The organism is Acidovorax sp. sic0104, from assembly GCF_019219095.1.
GTDB lineage: Bacteria > Pseudomonadota > Gammaproteobacteria > Burkholderiales > Burkholderiaceae_C > Acidovorax.
The window spans coordinates 1-16,548 of record NZ_JAHUWH010000023.1; the positions used below are offsets into that span (position 1 = coordinate 1).

Here is a 16,548-nt window from a genome sequence, read left to right on the forward strand (position 1 = left end):
GCCGAACTTGGCGGACAGCACCGTGGCGATCGCTGCCGTCAGCGTCGTCTTGCCATGGTCCACGTGGCCGATCGTGCCCACGTTGACGTGGGGCTTGGTACGTTCGAACTTACCTTTTGCCATTTTTCCGACTCCGAAAAAAATCTATACCAACACAACAGGATCTCGGAGCGCCCAGAACCGGACGCACCCAAAAGTGGTGCCCATGGCGGGAATCGGACCCGCGACCTCTCCCTTACCAAGGGAGTGCTCTACCACTGAGCCACATGGGCAACTTGAGGCCGCTTGCGCGGCATCAAAATTTCTAACTCAACAAACCAGCAACAACCAAGCGATGGAGCGGGAGACGGGAATCGAACCCGCGTCATTAGCTTGGAAGGCTAGGGTTCTACCATTGAACTACTCCCGCATCGGCCAACTACCTTTGCGACCGCCCCACACAAGCAGGGCAGCAAACACTCTCAACACTTACTCACTGGTGGAGGGGACTGGATTCGAACCAGTGTAGGCGTAAGCCAACAGATTTACAGTCTGCCCCCTTTAGCCACTCGGGCACCCCTCCGGAGAATTTAGGATTCTAGCACCGAATTTTCACGCCGCGCAAAAGCGCACCGAAAAATTCAATTTGCGAAACCTTCCTCTGGGACCTTGCTGTGCCCCGTGCAAGCACCACGCATTGTTTCCAGAGACTTAGATTTTATGCCAGCCTCAAATGTCCTGACAGCTTGGTCGTGCATCTAGCGTCAAAAAAACATGATGTGCGTCCACGCTGAAGCGCCGAATCGGCAACGGACGCAGGTGGGCAGCTACTTGATTTATCTCGCTCCCGAGAAAGATTGCAACACTGCGGACAGATGAAAATGAGGCAGGCCGACGCAAGCTTACAACCCGCCATCCGCGCCGGGCCACACCCGGCGCCGGTCTTGCGACGCACACCAGATCATCGCTGCGGAGCCTGCGAAATGATCCGCGTCCACAGGCGTGGCCCGAGCATCACGGCGACCAAGGCTGCCACCACGCAGGCGCTTCCAGCCCACTGCAAAGCTGACATGGTTTCACCCAGCAGCAGAATGCCCGCAGCCAGGCCAATCACGGGAACCCCGAGGCTGAACGGAGCCACACTGGCCGCGGCATGGCGCTTGAGCAAGCCGGTCCACAATGCATAGGCGGCGATGGTCGCAAACCAGCCCAGGTAGGCGACCCCCAACCAACCCACTGGGCTGGCCTGCATCCATTGCCAGCGTGTGACTGCCGGCTCGCACCACCAAGCCAGGGCAGCGAATGGCCCTATGGGCACAAGGGAGCTCCAGACAACGAACTGCAGCGCGTCGTACCCTGGCTGCGCCGCCTGTGCCTTGCGCGCCACAATGTTGGACGTCGCCCACATGGTGGCGGCAAGCAGGTTCAGCACCAGGCTCAGCAGCGTGATACCGCCGGTACCGCTGCTGAAGTTCAGTGCCAGGGCCAGGGCGGCAAGCCGCTGCTGGAGCACTTCCTGTGGAGCATGGGGCGCGTGTTCGGCGCCTTCGCGCTGGCCTGTCTGACCGCCGTACCCATCGGCATCATGATGGGCGTATCGCGCCGGGTACGGGGCGTCTTCGACCCCCTGATCGAGTTCTACCGACCGCTGCCCCCGCTGGCCTATCTGCCGTTGGTGATCATCTGGTTCGGCATCGAAGAGACCTCCAAGGTCGTGCTGATCTACCTTGCTTGCTTCGCACCGCTGGCGGTGGCGGCGCGCGCAGGCGTACGGTCAGTGGGCAGTGAACAGATCAACGCCGCGCTGTCGCTGGGTGCCCGCCGCTGGCAGATTGTTCGCCATGTGATCCTGCCGGCCGCATTGCCCGAGATCCTGACCGGCATGCGCATCGCCATCGGCTTCGGCTGGACCACGCTGGTGGCCGCCGAAATGGTTGCAGCCACGGCCGGTTTGGGCCGGCTCGTGCTCAACGCCAGCAATTTTCTCCGCACCGACGTAGTCGTCATGGGGATCATCGTGATCGGCATGGTCGCCCTGCTGTTCGACATGATGATGCGCAGGACGGAAACACTGCTGGTTCCCTGGAAAGGCAGGATGTAGGTCTGCCAAGCCACTGACACCTCCTGGGATTCAGCGCTGAACATCCACCACCTTGAATCTGCGCCGAGCCTCGAGGCCTGTCTTTGCTGAAGGCGGTGCGAGTTCCCTCACCGCGCGGAGGAGGGTATGCAGGGCGCTAAGGCAATTGCCGCTTCAGGCCCTACCTAAGAGACGATGGCGCGGCTGGCGGGGATCGAACCCACGACCCTTGGCTTCGGAGGCCAATACTCTATCCACTGAGCTACAGCCGCGTGACTGCATCAATACAGCCCAGGATTATCGCACGCGCCGCAGCGGCGCCCAACAAGCCCGCCCCCGCAGGCGGCCACCGCACGCAATCCCATCAGGCCCGCGCACCGCACTCGCCGCCCCCAGCCGGCAAGGACAACCCCAGCCCCACCAGGAATGCATCGGTGCTGACTCGCCCCACCCTCACCAAGTCAAAGCCGCCTTCGCTGAGGATCCAGTTGCGGATCAAGCCGTCAAACAGTGCATGCAACCCCACGGCCGCCTCCGCAGGTGTCACAGGCAACTCCACGCCCTGGGCCAGTGCACCCAGTTCGAAGTCCCGCGCCAACTGCCGGGTGAACCCCTCGGAAGCGGCAATATGGCGCTCACGCACACCCACCATTTCACTCACGTACTCGACCTTGTACAGCGCCACCTCAAATACCCTGCGGGTGCGCTCGTCAAACGCCACCCCCTGGAGCACCATGGCCATCACGGCCCGCAGACGCTGGACCGGGTCGGGGCAGGTGCTGCTCTCGAACTCGCCATACCCCTGCTCCAGGGGCAGCGTCACACGGTCCATCATGGCGTTGAAGAGATCCACCTTGTCCTTGAAGTGCCAGTAGATGGCGCCGCGCGTGGCACCCGCAGCCTGGGCGATGTCGCTCAGCGATGCCCGCGAGACCCCCTTGTCGCCAAAGACCTGCTCGGCGGCATCGATGAGACTGTTGCGGGTGGCAATGGCATCTTCTTTGGTTCGGCGTGCCATGGTGGCTTGTCTCCTCTGTTCCTGTCCGAATGCCCCTGCAAGAACGCAAGGGCATGCAAGCCGTCAATTATACATTCATGGTTGTATGTATAATCGCGCACTTGTTTGGTCGGGATCTCCCGGGAATGTCCGTGCCAGGCCTCCCATCCCCTACAACCCCCCTTTCCTTGACGCACATCAGAAGGACTCTCATGCGCACACTGCGTGACCCATCCGTCAGCCTCTACCTCCCGCACGCCCTCTCCCTTCGCACGGCACGCACTTTCGTGGCCGTGAGCGCGGTGGCCGTGCTCCTTGCGGCCTGCGGAAAAACCGACGGCAAGGCTGCTGGCGGCGCACCGCCACAGATGCCCCCGCCTGAAGTGGGCGTGGTCACCGCCACCCCGGGAGATGTGGGGCTGGTCACCGAATTGCCAGGCCGCGTCGAGGCATCGCGCATTGCGCAGGTCCGCGCGCGTGCGGCAGGCATCCTGCAGCAGCGCCTGTTCAAGGAGGGCAGCGACGTGAAGGCGGGTCAACCACTGTTCCGCATCGACCCCGCCCCCTATGCCGCAGCAGCGGAAAGCGCTCGGGCCAGCTTGGCCAAGGCCCAGGCCAACCTGGCACAGGCCAGCGCCCAGGTCGAGCGTTATCGCCCGCTGGTGAGCGCCAATGCCATCAGCAAGCAGGACTTCGTCAACGCCGAAGCGGCAGAGAAGCAGGCGCAGGCCGATGTGGCCGCCGGCAAGGCCGCCGTACGCACGGCGGAGATCAACCTGGGCTATGCCAGCGTGACGTCCCCCATCTCCGGCCGCATCGGCCGTGCCCTCGTCACAGAGGGCGCGCTGGTCGGCCAGGGCGAGGCCACTGCGCTGGCCGTCGTGCAGCAGATCGATCCCGTCTACGTGAACTTCACGCAGTCGGCCAGCGATGTGTTCCAGCTGCGCCGCGCAATGGAAAACGGGCAGCTCAAGCGCGCCGGTGGCGAAGCCGCCAGCGTGAAGCTGGTGCTGAGCGACGGCACCGAATATGCGCAACCTGGCAAGCTGCTGTTCACCGATCTTTCGGTCGATGCCACCACCGGCCAGGTCACGCTGCGAGCCGAAGTACCCAACCCCAAGGGCGAGTTGCTGCCCGGCCTGTATCTGCGTGTGCGCATCGAGCAGGCCCAGGCCAGCAATGCCATCACGCTGCCGCAGCAGGCCGTCACGCGCACCCAGCAGGGCGACACGATCAGCGTGGTGGGCGATGACGGCAAGATCTCGCAGCGCACCATCAAGGTCAGCGCCGCGCAGAACAACCGGTGGGTGGTGCTCGACGGCCTGAAGGCCGGCGAGAAGGTCATGGTGGACGGCTTCCAGAAACTGCAGATGATGCCTCCCGGAACGCCCGTGAAGCCGGTTCCGTGGCAGGCGCCTGGCGCCGCTCCAGCGCAAGCCGGCGCAGCCGCTCCAGCGGCAAGTGCCGCCGCAGTCGCGGCTCCTGCGTCGGCCGCCGCGTCCAAGCCATAAGAGGCAGCCCAGCATGGCCAAGTTTTTTATCGACCGCCCCATCTTCGCGTGGGTGATTGCGCTGTTCATCATGGTGATGGGCGGCGTCGCCATCACGCAGTTGCCGATCGCCCAGTATCCGCCGGTGGCGCCGCCATCGATCGTGATCAACGCCGCCTACCCCGGCGCCTCCGCCCAGACGCTCGAAGACAGCGTGCTGTCGGTCATCGAACGCGAAATGAATGGCTCACCCGGCCTGATCTATATGGAATCCGTTGCCCAGGCCGACGGTTCCGGCAGCATCACGCTGAGCTTCGAGCCGGGCACCAACTCCGACCTCGCACAGGTGGATGTCCAAAACCGCCTGTCCCGTGCCACACCGCGCCTGCCGTCGGTCGTGACACAGCAGGGCGTGCGCGTCGACAAGGCGCGCAGCAACTTCCTGCTGTTCGCCATGCTCGCGTCGGACAACCCCAAGTACACCCCGGTGGAGCTGGGCGACTACGCGGCGCGCAACCTCCAGCCTGAGCTGCAGCGCGTCAAGGGCATCGGCCAGGTGCAGCTTTTCGGCAGCGAAAACGCCATGCGCGTCTGGATCGATCCGGACAAGCTGCGCGGCTTCAACCTGTCGGCCGCCGACGTGACGGCCGCCATCCGCGCGCAGAACGCGCAGGTGTCCGCTGGCGTGATGGGTGACCTGCCCAACATCACCGGCCAGGGCATTGCCGCCACGGTCGTGGTCAAAGGGCAGCTTTCCAGCGTGGAGCAGTTCGGAAACATCGTGCTGCGCGCCAACACCGACGGCTCGTCGGTCCGCTTGAAAGACGTGGCGCGCCTAGAACTGGGCGGCCAGAGCTACGCCACCTCCGCGCGCCTGAATGGCGCTCCAGCCGTCGGCCTGGGCGTTCAGCTGTCGCCCAGCGGCAACGCGCTGGAGTCGGCACGCCTGGTGCGCGAGAAGATGGACGAGCTGCAGAAGTTCTTCCCCGAAGGCGTGAAGTACTCCATCCCCTACGACAGCTCGCGCTTCGTCAAGATCTCCATCTCGCAAGTGGCCGAGACCCTGGTCGAAGCCGTGGTGCTGGTGTTCCTGGTGATGTTCCTGTTCCTGCAGAACTGGCGCTACACCATCATCCCGACCATCGTGGTGCCGATTGCCCTGCTGGGCACGTTCGGCACGCTGCTGGCCCTGGGCTTTTCGATCAACGTGCTGACCATGTTCGGCATGGTGCTCGTGATCGGCATCGTGGTGGACGACGCCATCGTGGTGGTGGAGAACGTCGAGCGCATCATGAGCGAGGAAGGCCTGTCTCCCTTGGAGGCCACGCGCAAGGCCATGCGCCAGATTTCGGGCGCCATCATCGGCGTGACCGTGGTGCTGATCTCGGTGTTCGTGCCGCTCGCGTTCTTCGCGGGCTCCACCGGCAATATCTATCGCCAGTTCTCGGCCGTGATGGTCGCATCGATCGCTTTCTCGGCCTTCATGGCGCTGTCGCTCACGCCGGCGCTGTGCGCGACGCTGCTCAAGCCGGTGGAAGCCGGCCACCACCACGAAAAGCGCGGCTTCTTCGGCTGGTTCAACCGGGGCTTCTCGCGCACGGCCAAGGGCTACGAGGGCCTGGTGTCGCGCATCTTGCGCAAGGCTGCGCGCTACCTGATCATCTACGGAGCCATCCTGGCCGTGGTGGGCCTGGTGTACACGCGCATCCCCACGGCCTTCCTGCCGCAGGAGGACCAGGGCAACATCCTGGTGAACGTGCAGTTGCCGCCCGGCGCAACGCAGGAGCGCACCCTCGAGGCGATGAAGCAGGTCGAAGGCTTCATGCTCAAACAGCCTGAAGTGCAGAGCATGGTGGGCGTGCTGGGCTTCTCGTTCTCGGGCCAAGGCCAGAACGCGGGTATCGCGTTCGTGACGCTCAAGGACTGGGACGAACGCAAGGAAGCCTCGCAGTCGGCCAGCGCCCTGGCAGGCCGCGCGTTCGGCGCACTGTCCTCCGTGCGCGATGCATTCATCTTCCCGCTCAGCCCGCCGGCCATTCCCGAGCTGGGCACCGGCAGCGGCTTCTCGTTCCGCCTGCAGGACCGCGCAGGCCTGGGTCACGACGCGCTGGTCAACGCCCGCAACCAGATGCTGGGCATGGCCATGCAAAGCAAGGTACTGACGGGCATCCGCCCCGATGGCCTGGAGGACGCTCCGCAGCTGCAGATCGACATCGACCGCGACAAGGCCCAGGCCCTGGGCGTGGGCTTCGATGCCATCAACAGCGCCATCTCCACCGCACTGGGATCGAGCTACGTGAACGACTTCCCCAACAAGGGCCGCTTGCAGCGCGTGGTGGTGCAGTCCGACGCGCCAGGGCGCATGCAGCCCGACGACTTGCTGCGCCTGAACGCGACCAACGCACAGGGCCAGCCCGTGCCACTGTCCGCATTTGCCACCACCAAGTGGGTCAAGGGCGCGCAGCAGACGGTTCGCTACAACGGCTACCCCGCCATGCGCATCAGCGGAGAGCCCGCGCCAGGCTACAGCAGCGGCGCGGCCCTGGCCGAGATGGAAAAGCTGGCCGCCCAACTGCCACCGGGCTTCGGTTTCGAGTGGACTGGCACGTCGCGCGAAGAAAAGCAGGCCGGCTCGCAAGCCATCATCCTGTACGGCTTTGCCGTGCTGGCGGTGTTCCTGTGCCTGGCGGCGCTGTATGAAAGCTGGACCATCCCGCTGGCCGTGATCCTGGTCGTGCCGCTCGGAGTGCTGGGCGTTCTGCTGGCCACGTTGCTGCGCGGGTATGCGAATGACGTGTACTTCCAGGTGGGTCTGATCACCATCATCGGCCTGTCCGCGAAGAACGCCATCCTGATCATTGAGTTCGCCAAGGACCTTCACGCCCAGGGCAAGGGGCTGGTCGAATCCGCGCTGGAAGCCGCACACCTGCGCTTCAGACCCATCGTGATGACGTCGCTCGCGTTCGGTCTGGGTGTGGTGCCGCTGTTCATCGCATCGGGCGCGGGTTCTGCCAGTCAACGCGCCATCGGCACCGGCGTGATCGGCGGCATGGTCACCGGCACGGCGCTGGCGGTGTTCTTCGTCCCCGTGTTCTTCGTGGTGGTGCGCAGCCTGTTCAAGGGCAGCGCGCGCCAGCAGGAAATGAACCGCCGCCATGCAGAAGAAGCAGGAGTTGGAACCCATGATTAATCCCCGCAGCACCCTCACTGCCGTGGCAGCGGCTGCGCTGCTGGCCGGCTGCTCGTTCATCCCTACGTACGAGCGCCCTGCGGCGCCCGTTCCGTCGGCGTACACGACGCTCGGCCCGGACAACACCGCCGTAGCACCGGGCACGGCCGCCACGGTGCCATGGCAGGACTACTTTGCCGAGCCCCGGCTGCGCCAACTCATCGAAACGGCGCTGGCCAACAACCGCGACCTGCGCGTGGCGGTGCTCAACATCGAGCAGGCCCGCGCCACCTACCAGGTGCGCCGTGCCGACATGTACCCGGGCGTGGGCGTGGCCGCCAACGCGAGCCGCGCGCCCGCCACGGGCACCGGCGACCTGACCAACTCGTTCAGCGTCGGCCTGGCCATCTCGTCCTGGGAGATCGACTTCTTCGGCCGCATCGCGAGCCTCAAGGAGCAGGCGCTGGCGCAGTACCTGGCCACCGAAGAGGGCCGCAATGCCGCGCAGGTGAGCCTGGTGGCCGCCGTGGCCAACGGCTGGCTGAACCTGCTGGCCGACGAAGAGCTGCTGGAGTTGTCGCGCCAGACCCTGGCATCGCGCGAGGAATCGGTGCGACTGACCAAGATGCGCCTGGACGCGGGCGTGGCCTCGGAGCTGGACTTCCGCCAGGCCGAGTCTCTGACGCAGGCAGCACGCGCCACGCTGGCGCAGCAGCAGCGCCAGCGCGCACTCGACGAGAATGCGCTCGTCCTGCTGCTGGGCCAGTCCCTGCCCGATGAGGTGCGCGCCGGCCTGGCGGGCAGTCGCCTGGCCAATGCCCCGTCCATGGCGACGCTGCCTGCGGGCCTTCCATCCGAGTTGCTCACGCGCCGCCCGGACATTCGCCAAGCCGAGCAACAGCTGATCGGTGCCAACGCCAACATCGGCGCCGCGCGGGCCGCCTTCTTCCCGCGCATCGCGCTGACCGCGCAGGCAGGCACGGCCAGCAACGAGCTGTCAGGGTTGTTCAAGAGCGGCTCCTGGGGCTTCTCGATCGCGCCGTCGCTGCTGCTGCCCATCTTCGACGCAGGCCGCAACCAAGCCAACCTGGAGAGTGCGCAGGCCGCCCGGGGCATCGCCATTGCCCAGTACGAAAAGGCGATCCAGACCGCCTTCCGCGAGGTATCGGACGCCCTGGCCGGACAGGCGACCCTGGGCGAGCAGGCGCTGGCCCAGCAACGCCAGGCCGAAGCCGAGAGCGCGCGCCTGCAATTGGCCGACCTGCGCTATCGCAACGGCGTGTCGAGCTACCTCGACCTGCTGGACGCCCAGCGTTCGCTGTTCGCCACACAGCAGGCCGTGGTGCAAGTGCGCTTGGCCCAGCTGCAGAATCAGGTCGCGCTGTACAAGGCCCTGGGTGGCGGCGCGCCGGCTCCTGCCGACAACCGTTCCTGACGTATCTGCCCCCCTTGCGGTCCGGCATCGGCAGCAAGGGGGCGGACTCAGGGTTCATCGGGGTGCGCATGTGACCCGTCGGGGGCCGAAGTTCATGGGGCCGCAGATATAATTTAAGGTTGATTTCATCAAAGCCCCCCGACACACCAGAGGAAGTCATGAGCGACACCCACCACGAAGAAGCGCACACCGGCCCGATCAAGAACCCCAAGCAACTGCTGCTGGCGAGTTTTTTCTCGTTTGTGGTTCCGATCTTCGCCATCATTGGCCTGGTCATGTACGTCACTTCGGCCGACAAGCCTGCCGCGGGTGCGGCCAATCCCGAGAAGGCCATCGCCGAGCGCATCCAGAAGGTGGGCATGGTCGAGGTGCGTGATGCCAACCGGCCGCTGGCCACGGGCGAAGCCGTATTCAAGGGCCAGTGCGCGGCTTGCCACGCCACGGGCGCCGCTGGCGCGCCCAAGCTGGCGGATGCAGCGGCCTGGGCAGAACGCATCAAGACCGGCTTTGACGCCCTGGTGCATTCGGCTTTGAAGGGCAAGGGTGCGATGGCTCCACAAGGTGGTGGTGACTTCAACGACACCGAGATCGCGCGCGCAGTCGCCTACATGGCCAACGCCGCCGGTGCCAAGTTCGCGGAGCCTGCCGCTCCAGCTGCTGCCGGTGCATCGGCACCTGCAGCGGACGCCGCAGCCGCTGCAGCACCTGCCTCGGCTGCATCCCAGTGATCCTGCGCGGGCCTTGCGGCCCGCGTCGTGGCTGCGGCACCGCGCTGCGATCGTGGTGAGGGGTGCTCAGACCCTGTCAATCATGAGGGGGTAAGCCGTCACCGCGCCAGCCGTACTGAAGAGAGCCGACCCGCCGGGGTCGGCTTTTTTATGGCCGCGCCGTGCGCACAGACCCTGGCATTTCGGCCATTCCCCGCTGTCCCGACGGCTCCACCCACCGCATCAGACCGGCGCTGATGCAACCGCCCCGCCAACGGCGACCCGGAGCGCACTGGGGCTCTGGATGTATCCGTACTGCGTGGCAAGATCGCCGGCACGCACCTCGCGCGGCGACCACAGCCCTCGCTCCACCGCTTCGGACGCCAGCAGCACGTCCAGGGTGTGCACCAGGCCCAGACCCTGGGTGGCTGTCAGGTAGACCCGGCCCTCTTCGTCCAGCAGGCAATCGAGCGCCATGGCGGCTTGGCCCGTGTGCGAGATCAGCGACAGGTCCGGCTGGACACGCCAGACGATGGGCGTGGCCTCCAGCTCGACGTACACCCGCTGCGGCCCGTTCTGAAAGAACCACTGGCCCTGGGCGTCGGCCTCATAGTTGCGCGCGATGAACTCGATCAGCTTTTCGTGCTGCAACAGCGCGCCCTTGGCTTCGGGGAAAGGGCCGGCGGCTTGCACCGCGTCGTCGCGCAGGTACCAATGGCCCCGCGCATCCAGCCCCAGCCAGCCGTAGCAATGGGGCACGTTGGGCCATTTGGCGATGGCTTGCTTGACGATGTCATCCATGGGCCGATTGTGCGGTGGTTGCACAGCCTCCGATGTCAGCCTGCTTCGCCAGCCAGCCGCCCACGGCGTCGGGCATGGCCCGCACGTTGCCCGGCAGCCGGCCCTGCGCAAAGCCGACGTGGCCACCATGCGCGGGCTGCCACAGCGTCACGCAGCGGCCCACCTCGTGCGCCTGCGGCAGGCTGGCGGCGGGCACGAAGGGGTCGTTGCGCGCATTGACCACCAGGGCCGGCACACGGATGCGGTGCAGCAGCGGCTTGGCCGAGGCGCGCAGCCAGTAGTCCTCGGTATTGCGAAAGCCGTGCACGGGCGCGGTGAACACATTGTCGAACGCATACAGGTCACGCGCCGCCAGCAGCGCCTGCCGGTCGAAAAGCCCCGGGTGCTGCGCCAGCTTCTGCAGCGCCTTGGGCACCAGGGTGCGCATGAACATGCGCGTGTAGACCTGCCGGTTGAAGCCGCGCCCGATGGCATGACCGCCCGCCGCCAGGTCGATCGGCGAGCACACCGCCGCGATGGCGTCCACACTGCGCGCGGCGTCTTCACCCACCTCGGCGGCCCAGCGCAGCAGCGCGTTGCCCCCCAGTGATACCCCCACCGCCATCAGCGGCCCCTTGTGCCCCGCCCGCAGGCGCTGCAGCATCCAGCCGACTTCGGCATGATCGCCCGAATGGTAGGCGCGCGGCGCTCGGTTGATCTCGCCGCTGCAGCCGCGAAAGTGCGGCAGCGCGCAGGCCCAGCCCTGCTCCCGGGCGAAGTCAGCGAACGCTTCGCAGTAGTGGCTGCGCGAAGAACCCTCCAGCCCGTGGAACACCACCAGCAGCGGCTGTGAGCCGGCATCCCCCGTGCGCGAGCTTCCACCGTCCACGAGGAAATCCGCATCGATGAAGTCGCCGTCCGGCGTATCCCAACGCTCACGCCGATACTGGGGCTCTGGGCCGAACACGCGGCGGGAGTACAGGGCGGGCCAGATGGTTTGCAGTTGTCCACCCGGCAGCCAGCGAGGCGCTACGTATTTCATAGCATACGGCGCCCACGCACCAAGCAAGAGTAGCCCAAAACACCTGAATTCATGGCCTGGTGCACCTCAGTGCAGCACCGGGCGCTGCGCATCCACCACCTGGGCATCGGGCGCGGTGCCCGGGCTTGCGTGATGAGCCACCATGCGCCAGCCTTCCGGGGTCTTGTGATAAACGTTGGTGGCCAGGACCACGGCCTGGTGAAGGCCGTCAGGCAGCATGACCTCCACCTGCTCGGCCACGCTGTGCACGGCGCTCGACAGGGCCACCACGCGATGCACCTGCACGGGCCGGGCCCGGACCGTGCCGTGCGCGAACATGGCCTCGAACGCGGCACGGATCGCCCCGGCGCCCAGCAGCCTCGGCCCGCCGGGGTGCACGCAGACGATGTCGTCGTCCTCGGACCAGCAGGCCATCAGCAGGTCGATGTCGCCGCGCTGCAATGCTTCATAGAACGCGGCCTCGATCTCATCCGAGGAACCTCCGAGGGTGGCAACGCTGGGGCGGGGCATGGTGGCTGGACGTGTCTGGCGTAGGAAGAGTCTGAGGGCCGAAAGCGCCGGGCTGCCCTGAGCGGGCCGCGCACAGGCTGCTATTGTGCGGAAGTTGTGCATTGTGGGGTCTTCGCGCAATGCCCTGCAGGCTGGGGGCTGTTGAGCGCCGCGCCGGTGCTGCAGAATCGGCCCCGTGCGCGCAACGGCTGCCGGTCCCAGCAGCACCTTCGATTTTTTCGGCCTCTCCATTGGGTGTAACACATCATGACGACGAAACGCATTCTGGCCTTGCTGGCTACCGTTCTTGCACTGACCGGCTGCGGCTACAACGACTTCCAGCGTCTGGACGAGCAATCGAAGGCCGCCTGGAGCGAGGTGCTCAACCAGTACCAGCGCCGCGCGGACCTGGTGCCCAACATCGTCGCGACGGTCAAGGGCGAGGCGAACTTCGAGCAGGAAACCCTCACCCGCGTGGTCGAGGCCCGCGCCAAAGCCACTTCCATCCAGGTCACGCCCGAAACGCTGAACAACCCCGAGGCCTTCAGCAAGTTCCAGCAGGCCCAGGGCGAACTCTCCAGTGCGCTGTCGCGCCTCATCGCCGTGTCCGAGCGCTACCCCACGCTGCAGGCCAACCAGGCCTTCCGCGACCTGCGCGTGACGCTGGAAGGCACCGAAAACCGCATCACCGTGGCGCGCAACCGGTACATCGAGACGGTGCAGAACTACAACGTGCTCGCACGCAGCTTTCCGACCAACCTCACGGCCATGGCGTTCAGCTACACGCCCAAGCCCAGCTTCACGGTGGCGAACGAAGCACAGATCTCCACCCCGCCGACGGTGGACTTCTCGGCCTCCCAACCCAAGCGCTGACCCAGCTTGTAGACCCGTTGTGAGCAAAAAATGCTGCTACCGCTCGTCCGTCGTGCGCTGACAGCTATTTTTTTGATAGCACATTTCGGCGCCTGGGCGCAGACCGGCACCGGCCTGCTGCCCGTTCCCGCCCTCACCCGCGCCGTGATCGACCAGACCGGCACGCTCAGCCCCGCCGACACGGCCACGCTGGAAGCTCAGTTGCAGGCCGTGGAGCGCACGCGGGGCGCGCAAATCGTGGTGCTGATGGTGGCGAGCACCGCCCCCGAGGACATCGCCGCATTTGCCAACCGGGTGGGCAACGACTGGAAGATCGGCCGCCGGGAGGTGGGCGACGGTGTGCTGATCCTGGTGGCCAAGAACGACCGCAAAATGCGCATCGAGGTTGCCAAGGCGCTGGAAGGCGCCATTCCGGACATTGCAGCAGCGCGCATCATCGACGGCGCGATGAAGCCCCGTTTCCAGCAAGGCGACTACGCCGGCGGCCTGCATGCCGCTGTGACCGAACTGGGCGCACGCATCGCCGGCGAGGCACTGCCCGCGCCGGGCACCGACCGCCCACCCCAGCGCGGCAGCAGCACGGGCTTTGACTGGACGGACCTGGCCATCTTCCTGTTCTTCGGCGTGATCGTTGCAGGCCCCATTGCCCGCAGCCTGCTGGGCGGTGGCCTGGGCGGCCTCGTCATGGGCGGCGGCGTGGGCGGCGTCGCATTTCTCATCACCTCCAGCCTGCTGCTGGCTGCGGGTGCCGGCTTGATCGCGCTGCTCTACACCTGGCTCTTCAGCGGCCGCGGCGGACCCGTGCTGCAGGGCGGCAGCCATGGCGGGTGGAGCACCGGCGCGGGATCGTGGGGCGGCGGCAGCAGCCGCGGCGGTGGCGGGTTGGGCTCCGGCGGCGGTTTCAGCTCGGGGGGCGGTGGCAATTTTGGCGGCGGCGGCGCCTCGGGAGGTTGGTGACATGGCGGCGCATCGACCACCCCGCGCACAGGCTGATTCGCCAACTGGGTCCATAGGACGTCGCCTTCTGCGGCTGGCCCGCCACCGCTGGGCCGAAGGGGTGCTTCGCCGCTCTTTCACACCAGCCCTGTTGGGGCGGTTGACCGACCGGGTGGCCGCCAGCGAGCGGCTTCACACCGGGCAGATCCGCATCTGCGTGGAGGCCGGGCTGCCCTCGTCGTACCTTTGGCGCGACGCCAGTGCGCGGGAGCGCGCAGTGGCCCAGTTCGGCAAGCTCCGGGTGTGGGATACCGAGCGCAACAACGGCGTGCTGATCTACCTGCTGCAGGCAGAGCACGCCATCGAGATCGTGGCCGATCGGGGCCTGGCTCGCGTCGTGACTCCGCAGGAATGGCGCGCGGTCATCGACCAGATGTCCCTGCGCTTTCGCGGCCTCCAGTACGAGGACGGGCTGATCGAAGCCATCGACGCCGTGTCTTCACGCCTGGTGCGACATTTCCCGGCAGCGGCGGATGCACCCGGTCACCCCAACGAATTGCCTGACGCGCCGGTGGTCGACTGACCCACCCATTGTCCCAAAGGGATGCGCGGGTTTTCCCTTGCATGCGACTACAAGGCGTGCTGGTTGACCCCCAAGCGACCCACTCTTGGACAGATGGCTGTCTCATTGTTTCCATTACTGGAACAGTCAGTTCGCGACCCGGTAGTTTTTCGCAGCGCTCATGCGGCGTACAGTTCAACCCATCGATGAGCCGAACCCGCAAGGCGACTCACCGAACCCGGTCAGAAGCGGTTTCACCTGTTTGTCTTCTCTCCGGCTTTTTTGAGACGCTTTTTAACTTCAAAGGAAATCATCATGAACAAGACCGCACGCTTCCTCTCCATCGCCGCCGTGTCCGCTTTCGCAGCTTTTGGCGCCCACGCCGACGAAGCCGACGCTTCGCAATTCGCCACGAAGTTCGAAACCAACCGCACCCGCGCCGAAGTGGCTGCCGAGGCATCGAGCGTTGCCCAGACCCGCAGCATCGAGCCTGCAGGTTCGCGCGTCGTGACCTACAAGTCCACCGCCGACCGCGCTGCCGTGCGTGCCCAGGCCGCCGACGCCGTGCGCACCGGCCAGATCCCTTCGGGTGAGCAAGGCTGATCTGGATCCAAAGGATTCAGCTCCCCTGACCTCTCACTAGACGAACACACCTGATTCACAAAAAAATTCACAGGATTTCCATCATGAACAAGACCGCACGCTTCCTCTCCATCGCCGCTGTGTCCGCTTTCGCTGCCTTTGGTGCCCACGCCGATGAAGCCGACGCTTCGCAATTCGCCACGAAGTTCGAAACCAACCGCACCCGCGCCGAAGTCGCTGCCGAAGCATCGAGCGTTGCCCAGACCCGCAGCATCGAGCCCGCAGGTTCGCGCGTCGTGACCTACAAGTCCACCGCCGACCGCGCCGCCGTGCGTGCCCAGGCTGCGGAAGCCGTGCGCACCGGCCAGATTCCTTCGGGCGAAATCAGCGCGTTCTGATCCACACGCTGTTTTGAACGATTGACACAGTTGCGGGCCTTCCCATGGTGGCGGCGTTTCGCGGGTCTTCTGCGGGGGCTGCTGCCATGGGGAGTGTTTTGATCCTTCCAACTGCTCCAAGCAAACTGGGCTCCCCACAAGGGAGCCTTTTTTGTTGATGGTGAGCCCTTTCCGGCCTGGTGTAGAGCCGGCGATAGCACAGCGCCTCGACACCCACGCCGAGCGGGACAGCCGAGATCCGTCCTGCTGAGCTGTTTCGCCAACGGGCGGGCTATGCCTCCTGGCACGCTGGCTCAGAAGATTCTCCGGTGGTGATGAACCTGCCCCAATCAGGTCCGCAGGCCAATGCACGAGTGGGAGAGGAATGTCCCCAGCGTGGCGTGGGAAACGATGGCTTCGTCGCGCAAACTCCGTCGTGCCAGCTCCAAGCGCATGGCTCTCACCCCTGCCCCCAATCACCTATCCCATTCATTCATCGACCCCGTCCTTCCGGTAACAAGCTCCGAACCGCCCGCCATCCAGGCCAGGCATAAAAAAACCCGGCAAAGCCGGGTTTCTTCATGGTTGCCGGGATGCGGCCTTGCGACACTGTCACTTCTTCTGGCGGAACTTGCGCAGGGCTGCGACCTGGGCCGCCAACACGGCCAGCTCGGACTGCGCCTTTGCCAGATCGATCTCGCTCTTGGCATTCTTGAGCGCTTCTTCGGCGGATGCCTTGGCCGCGTTGGCCTTTTCGTCGTCCAGATCCTTGCCACGGATGGCGGTGTCGGACAGCACGGTCACGCGGTTGGGCTGCACTTCCAGAATGCCGCCGGCGACGAACACGAACTCTTCGCGGCCGTCGGCCATTTCGATGCGCACCGAGCCCGGCTTGATGCGCGTGATCAGCGGGGTGTGGCGGGGAAAGATGCCCAGTTCGCCGGCTTCGCCAGGCAGCGCGACAAAGCGCGCTTCACCGGAGAAGATGGACTCTTCGGCACTGACCACATCAACGTGGATGGTGTTCATCATTGCTCCTAGGAAAAGGGA

General features: G+C 65.6%; 15 protein-coding genes, 4 tRNA genes and 2 pseudogenes. 10 read left to right on the forward strand and 11 right to left on the reverse strand.

What is annotated here, in order from left to right:
- The 5 genes from KW835_RS24105 to KW835_RS24125 form a co-directional block, all read right to left on the reverse strand.
- On the reverse strand, positions 1–123 hold a 123-nt coding region (locus KW835_RS24105; protein ID WP_229827326.1), incomplete at its 3' end, for a GTP-binding protein.
- Positions 124–197: 74 nt separating this feature from the next.
- Positions 198–272 (reverse strand) — tRNA-Thr (locus KW835_RS24110).
- Between the two features lie 63 nt (positions 273–335).
- Positions 336–409 (reverse strand) — tRNA-Gly (locus tag KW835_RS24115).
- 67 nt (positions 410–476) lie between these two features.
- Positions 477–562 (reverse strand) — tRNA-Tyr (locus KW835_RS24120).
- A gap of 378 nt (positions 563–940) precedes the next feature.
- A complete protein-coding gene (locus tag KW835_RS24125; protein ID WP_218387201.1) occupies positions 941–1,387 on the reverse strand; it encodes an EamA family transporter in 447 nt (148 codons plus the stop codon).
- Between the two features lie 78 nt (positions 1,388–1,465).
- Here KW835_RS24125 and KW835_RS24130 point away from each other — a divergent pair.
- Positions 1,466–2,080, forward strand: a pseudogene (locus tag KW835_RS24130) (ABC transporter permease subunit); the annotation flags it as partial.
- A gap of 175 nt (positions 2,081–2,255) precedes the next feature.
- On the opposite strand, the gene KW835_RS24135 reads toward KW835_RS24130, so the two are convergent.
- Both KW835_RS24135 and KW835_RS24140 read right to left on the reverse strand, forming a co-directional pair.
- Positions 2,256–2,331 (reverse strand) — tRNA-Arg (locus tag KW835_RS24135).
- 92 nt (positions 2,332–2,423) lie between these two features.
- Positions 2,424–3,077 (reverse strand): TetR family transcriptional regulator, encoded by a 654-nt coding sequence (locus KW835_RS24140; RefSeq protein WP_218387107.1) that lies wholly within the window; start codon positions 3,075–3,077, stop codon positions 2,424–2,426.
- A 191-nt stretch (positions 3,078–3,268) separates the two neighbouring features.
- Here KW835_RS24140 and KW835_RS24145 point away from each other — a divergent pair, with 191 nt between their 5' ends.
- From KW835_RS24145 to KW835_RS24160, 4 genes and pseudogenes are all read left to right on the forward strand, one after another.
- The gene (locus tag KW835_RS24145; protein WP_218387108.1) at positions 3,269–4,567 is read left to right on the forward strand and encodes an efflux RND transporter periplasmic adaptor subunit; all 1,299 of its coding nucleotides are present in this window, start codon (positions 3,269–3,271) and stop codon (positions 4,565–4,567) included.
- Positions 4,568–4,580: 13 nt separating this feature from the next.
- Positions 4,581–7,736 (forward strand): efflux RND transporter permease subunit, encoded by a 3,156-nt coding sequence (locus tag KW835_RS24150; protein ID WP_218387109.1) that lies wholly within the window; start codon positions 4,581–4,583, stop codon positions 7,734–7,736.
- On the forward strand, positions 7,729–9,150 hold the full coding sequence (locus KW835_RS24155) for an efflux transporter outer membrane subunit (protein ID WP_218387111.1): 1,422 nt from the start codon (positions 7,729–7,731) through the stop codon (positions 9,148–9,150). Before KW835_RS24150 ends, KW835_RS24155 begins: the two co-directional genes overlap by 8 nt.
- A 158-nt stretch (positions 9,151–9,308) precedes the next feature.
- A pseudogene (locus tag KW835_RS24160) lies at positions 9,309–9,872 on the forward strand (cytochrome c5 family protein); the annotation flags it as partial.
- A 228-nt stretch (positions 9,873–10,100) separates the two neighbouring features.
- Here KW835_RS24160 and KW835_RS24165 read toward each other — a convergent pair.
- The 3 genes from KW835_RS24165 to KW835_RS24175 all read right to left on the reverse strand — a co-directional run bounded on the left by KW835_RS24165 (position 10,101) and on the right by KW835_RS24175 (position 12,189).
- Positions 10,101–10,658 carry a DUF2946 family protein gene (locus KW835_RS24165; RefSeq protein WP_218387114.1) on the reverse strand — a complete coding sequence of 186 codons (558 nt, stop codon included), beginning with the start codon at positions 10,656–10,658 and terminating at the stop codon, positions 10,101–10,103.
- A complete protein-coding gene (locus KW835_RS24170) occupies positions 10,651–11,679 on the reverse strand; it encodes a YheT family hydrolase (RefSeq protein WP_218387116.1) in 1,029 nt (342 codons plus the stop codon). Before KW835_RS24170 ends, KW835_RS24165 begins: the two co-directional genes overlap by 8 nt.
- 66 nt (positions 11,680–11,745) lie before the next feature.
- Complete coding sequence (locus tag KW835_RS24175) at positions 11,746–12,189, reverse strand: nuclear transport factor 2 family protein (RefSeq protein ID WP_218387117.1); 444 nt, start codon at positions 12,187–12,189, stop codon at positions 11,746–11,748.
- A gap of 246 nt (positions 12,190–12,435) precedes the next feature.
- Between KW835_RS24175 and KW835_RS24180 the strand changes: the two genes are divergently transcribed.
- The 5 genes from KW835_RS24180 to KW835_RS24200 all read left to right on the forward strand — a co-directional run bounded on the left by KW835_RS24180 (position 12,436) and on the right by KW835_RS24200 (position 15,519).
- The gene (locus KW835_RS24180; protein ID WP_218387118.1) at positions 12,436–13,041 is read left to right on the forward strand and encodes a LemA family protein; all 606 of its coding nucleotides are present in this window, start codon (positions 12,436–12,438) and stop codon (positions 13,039–13,041) included.
- 30 nt (positions 13,042–13,071) lie between these two features.
- Positions 13,072–13,998: a YgcG family protein gene (locus KW835_RS24185; protein ID WP_218387119.1), complete on the forward strand. Its 927-nt coding sequence runs from the start codon at positions 13,072–13,074 to the stop codon at positions 13,996–13,998.
- A gap of 1 nt (position 13,999) precedes the next feature.
- Positions 14,000–14,560, forward strand: coding sequence for a TPM domain-containing protein (locus KW835_RS24190; protein ID WP_218387121.1), 561 nt, complete (start codon positions 14,000–14,002; stop codon positions 14,558–14,560).
- Between the two features lie 294 nt (positions 14,561–14,854).
- Positions 14,855–15,142 carry a DUF4148 domain-containing protein gene (locus KW835_RS24195; RefSeq protein ID WP_218387123.1) on the forward strand — a complete coding sequence of 96 codons (288 nt, stop codon included), beginning with the start codon at positions 14,855–14,857 and terminating at the stop codon, positions 15,140–15,142.
- 83 nt (positions 15,143–15,225) lie between these two features.
- Positions 15,226–15,519 carry a DUF4148 domain-containing protein gene (locus tag KW835_RS24200; RefSeq protein WP_218387125.1) on the forward strand — a complete coding sequence of 98 codons (294 nt, stop codon included), beginning with the start codon at positions 15,226–15,228 and terminating at the stop codon, positions 15,517–15,519.
- A 591-nt stretch (positions 15,520–16,110) separates the two neighbouring features.
- Here KW835_RS24200 and KW835_RS24205 read toward each other — a convergent pair.
- A complete protein-coding gene (locus tag KW835_RS24205; protein ID WP_218387126.1) occupies positions 16,111–16,527 on the reverse strand; it encodes a F0F1 ATP synthase subunit epsilon in 417 nt (138 codons plus the stop codon).
- Positions 16,528–16,548 lie beyond the last annotated feature (21 nt).

Coding starts and splice junctions, on each gene's coding strand:
- KW835_RS24155 (WP_218387111.1), top strand. CDS start 7,729: ATGATTAATCCCCGCAGCACCCTCACTGCCGTGGCAGCGGCTGCGCTG.
- KW835_RS24190 (WP_218387121.1), top strand. CDS start 14,000: ATGGCGGCGCATCGACCACCCCGCGCACAGGCTGATTCGCCAACTGGG.
- KW835_RS24140 (WP_218387107.1), bottom strand. CDS start 3,077: ATGGCACGCCGAACCAAAGAAGATGCCATTGCCACCCGCAACAGTCTC.
- KW835_RS24180 (WP_218387118.1), top strand. CDS start 12,436: ATGACGACGAAACGCATTCTGGCCTTGCTGGCTACCGTTCTTGCACTG.
- KW835_RS24175 (WP_218387117.1), bottom strand. CDS start 12,189: ATGCCCCGCCCCAGCGTTGCCACCCTCGGAGGTTCCTCGGATGAGATC.
- KW835_RS24170 (WP_218387116.1), bottom strand. CDS start 11,679: ATGAAATACGTAGCGCCTCGCTGGCTGCCGGGTGGACAACTGCAAACC.
- KW835_RS24200 (WP_218387125.1), top strand. CDS start 15,226: ATGAACAAGACCGCACGCTTCCTCTCCATCGCCGCTGTGTCCGCTTTC.
- KW835_RS24165 (WP_218387114.1), bottom strand. CDS start 10,658: ATGGATGACATCGTCAAGCAAGCCATCGCCAAATGGCCCAACGTGCCC.
- KW835_RS24195 (WP_218387123.1), top strand. CDS start 14,855: ATGAACAAGACCGCACGCTTCCTCTCCATCGCCGCCGTGTCCGCTTTC.
- KW835_RS24150 (WP_218387109.1), top strand. CDS start 4,581: ATGGCCAAGTTTTTTATCGACCGCCCCATCTTCGCGTGGGTGATTGCG.
- KW835_RS24185 (WP_218387119.1), top strand. CDS start 13,072: ATGCTGCTACCGCTCGTCCGTCGTGCGCTGACAGCTATTTTTTTGATA.
- KW835_RS24145 (WP_218387108.1), top strand. CDS start 3,269: ATGCGCACACTGCGTGACCCATCCGTCAGCCTCTACCTCCCGCACGCC.
- KW835_RS24205 (WP_218387126.1), bottom strand. CDS start 16,527: ATGAACACCATCCACGTTGATGTGGTCAGTGCCGAAGAGTCCATCTTC.
- KW835_RS24125 (WP_218387201.1), bottom strand. CDS start 1,387: ATGTGGGCGACGTCCAACATTGTGGCGCGCAAGGCACAGGCGGCGCAG.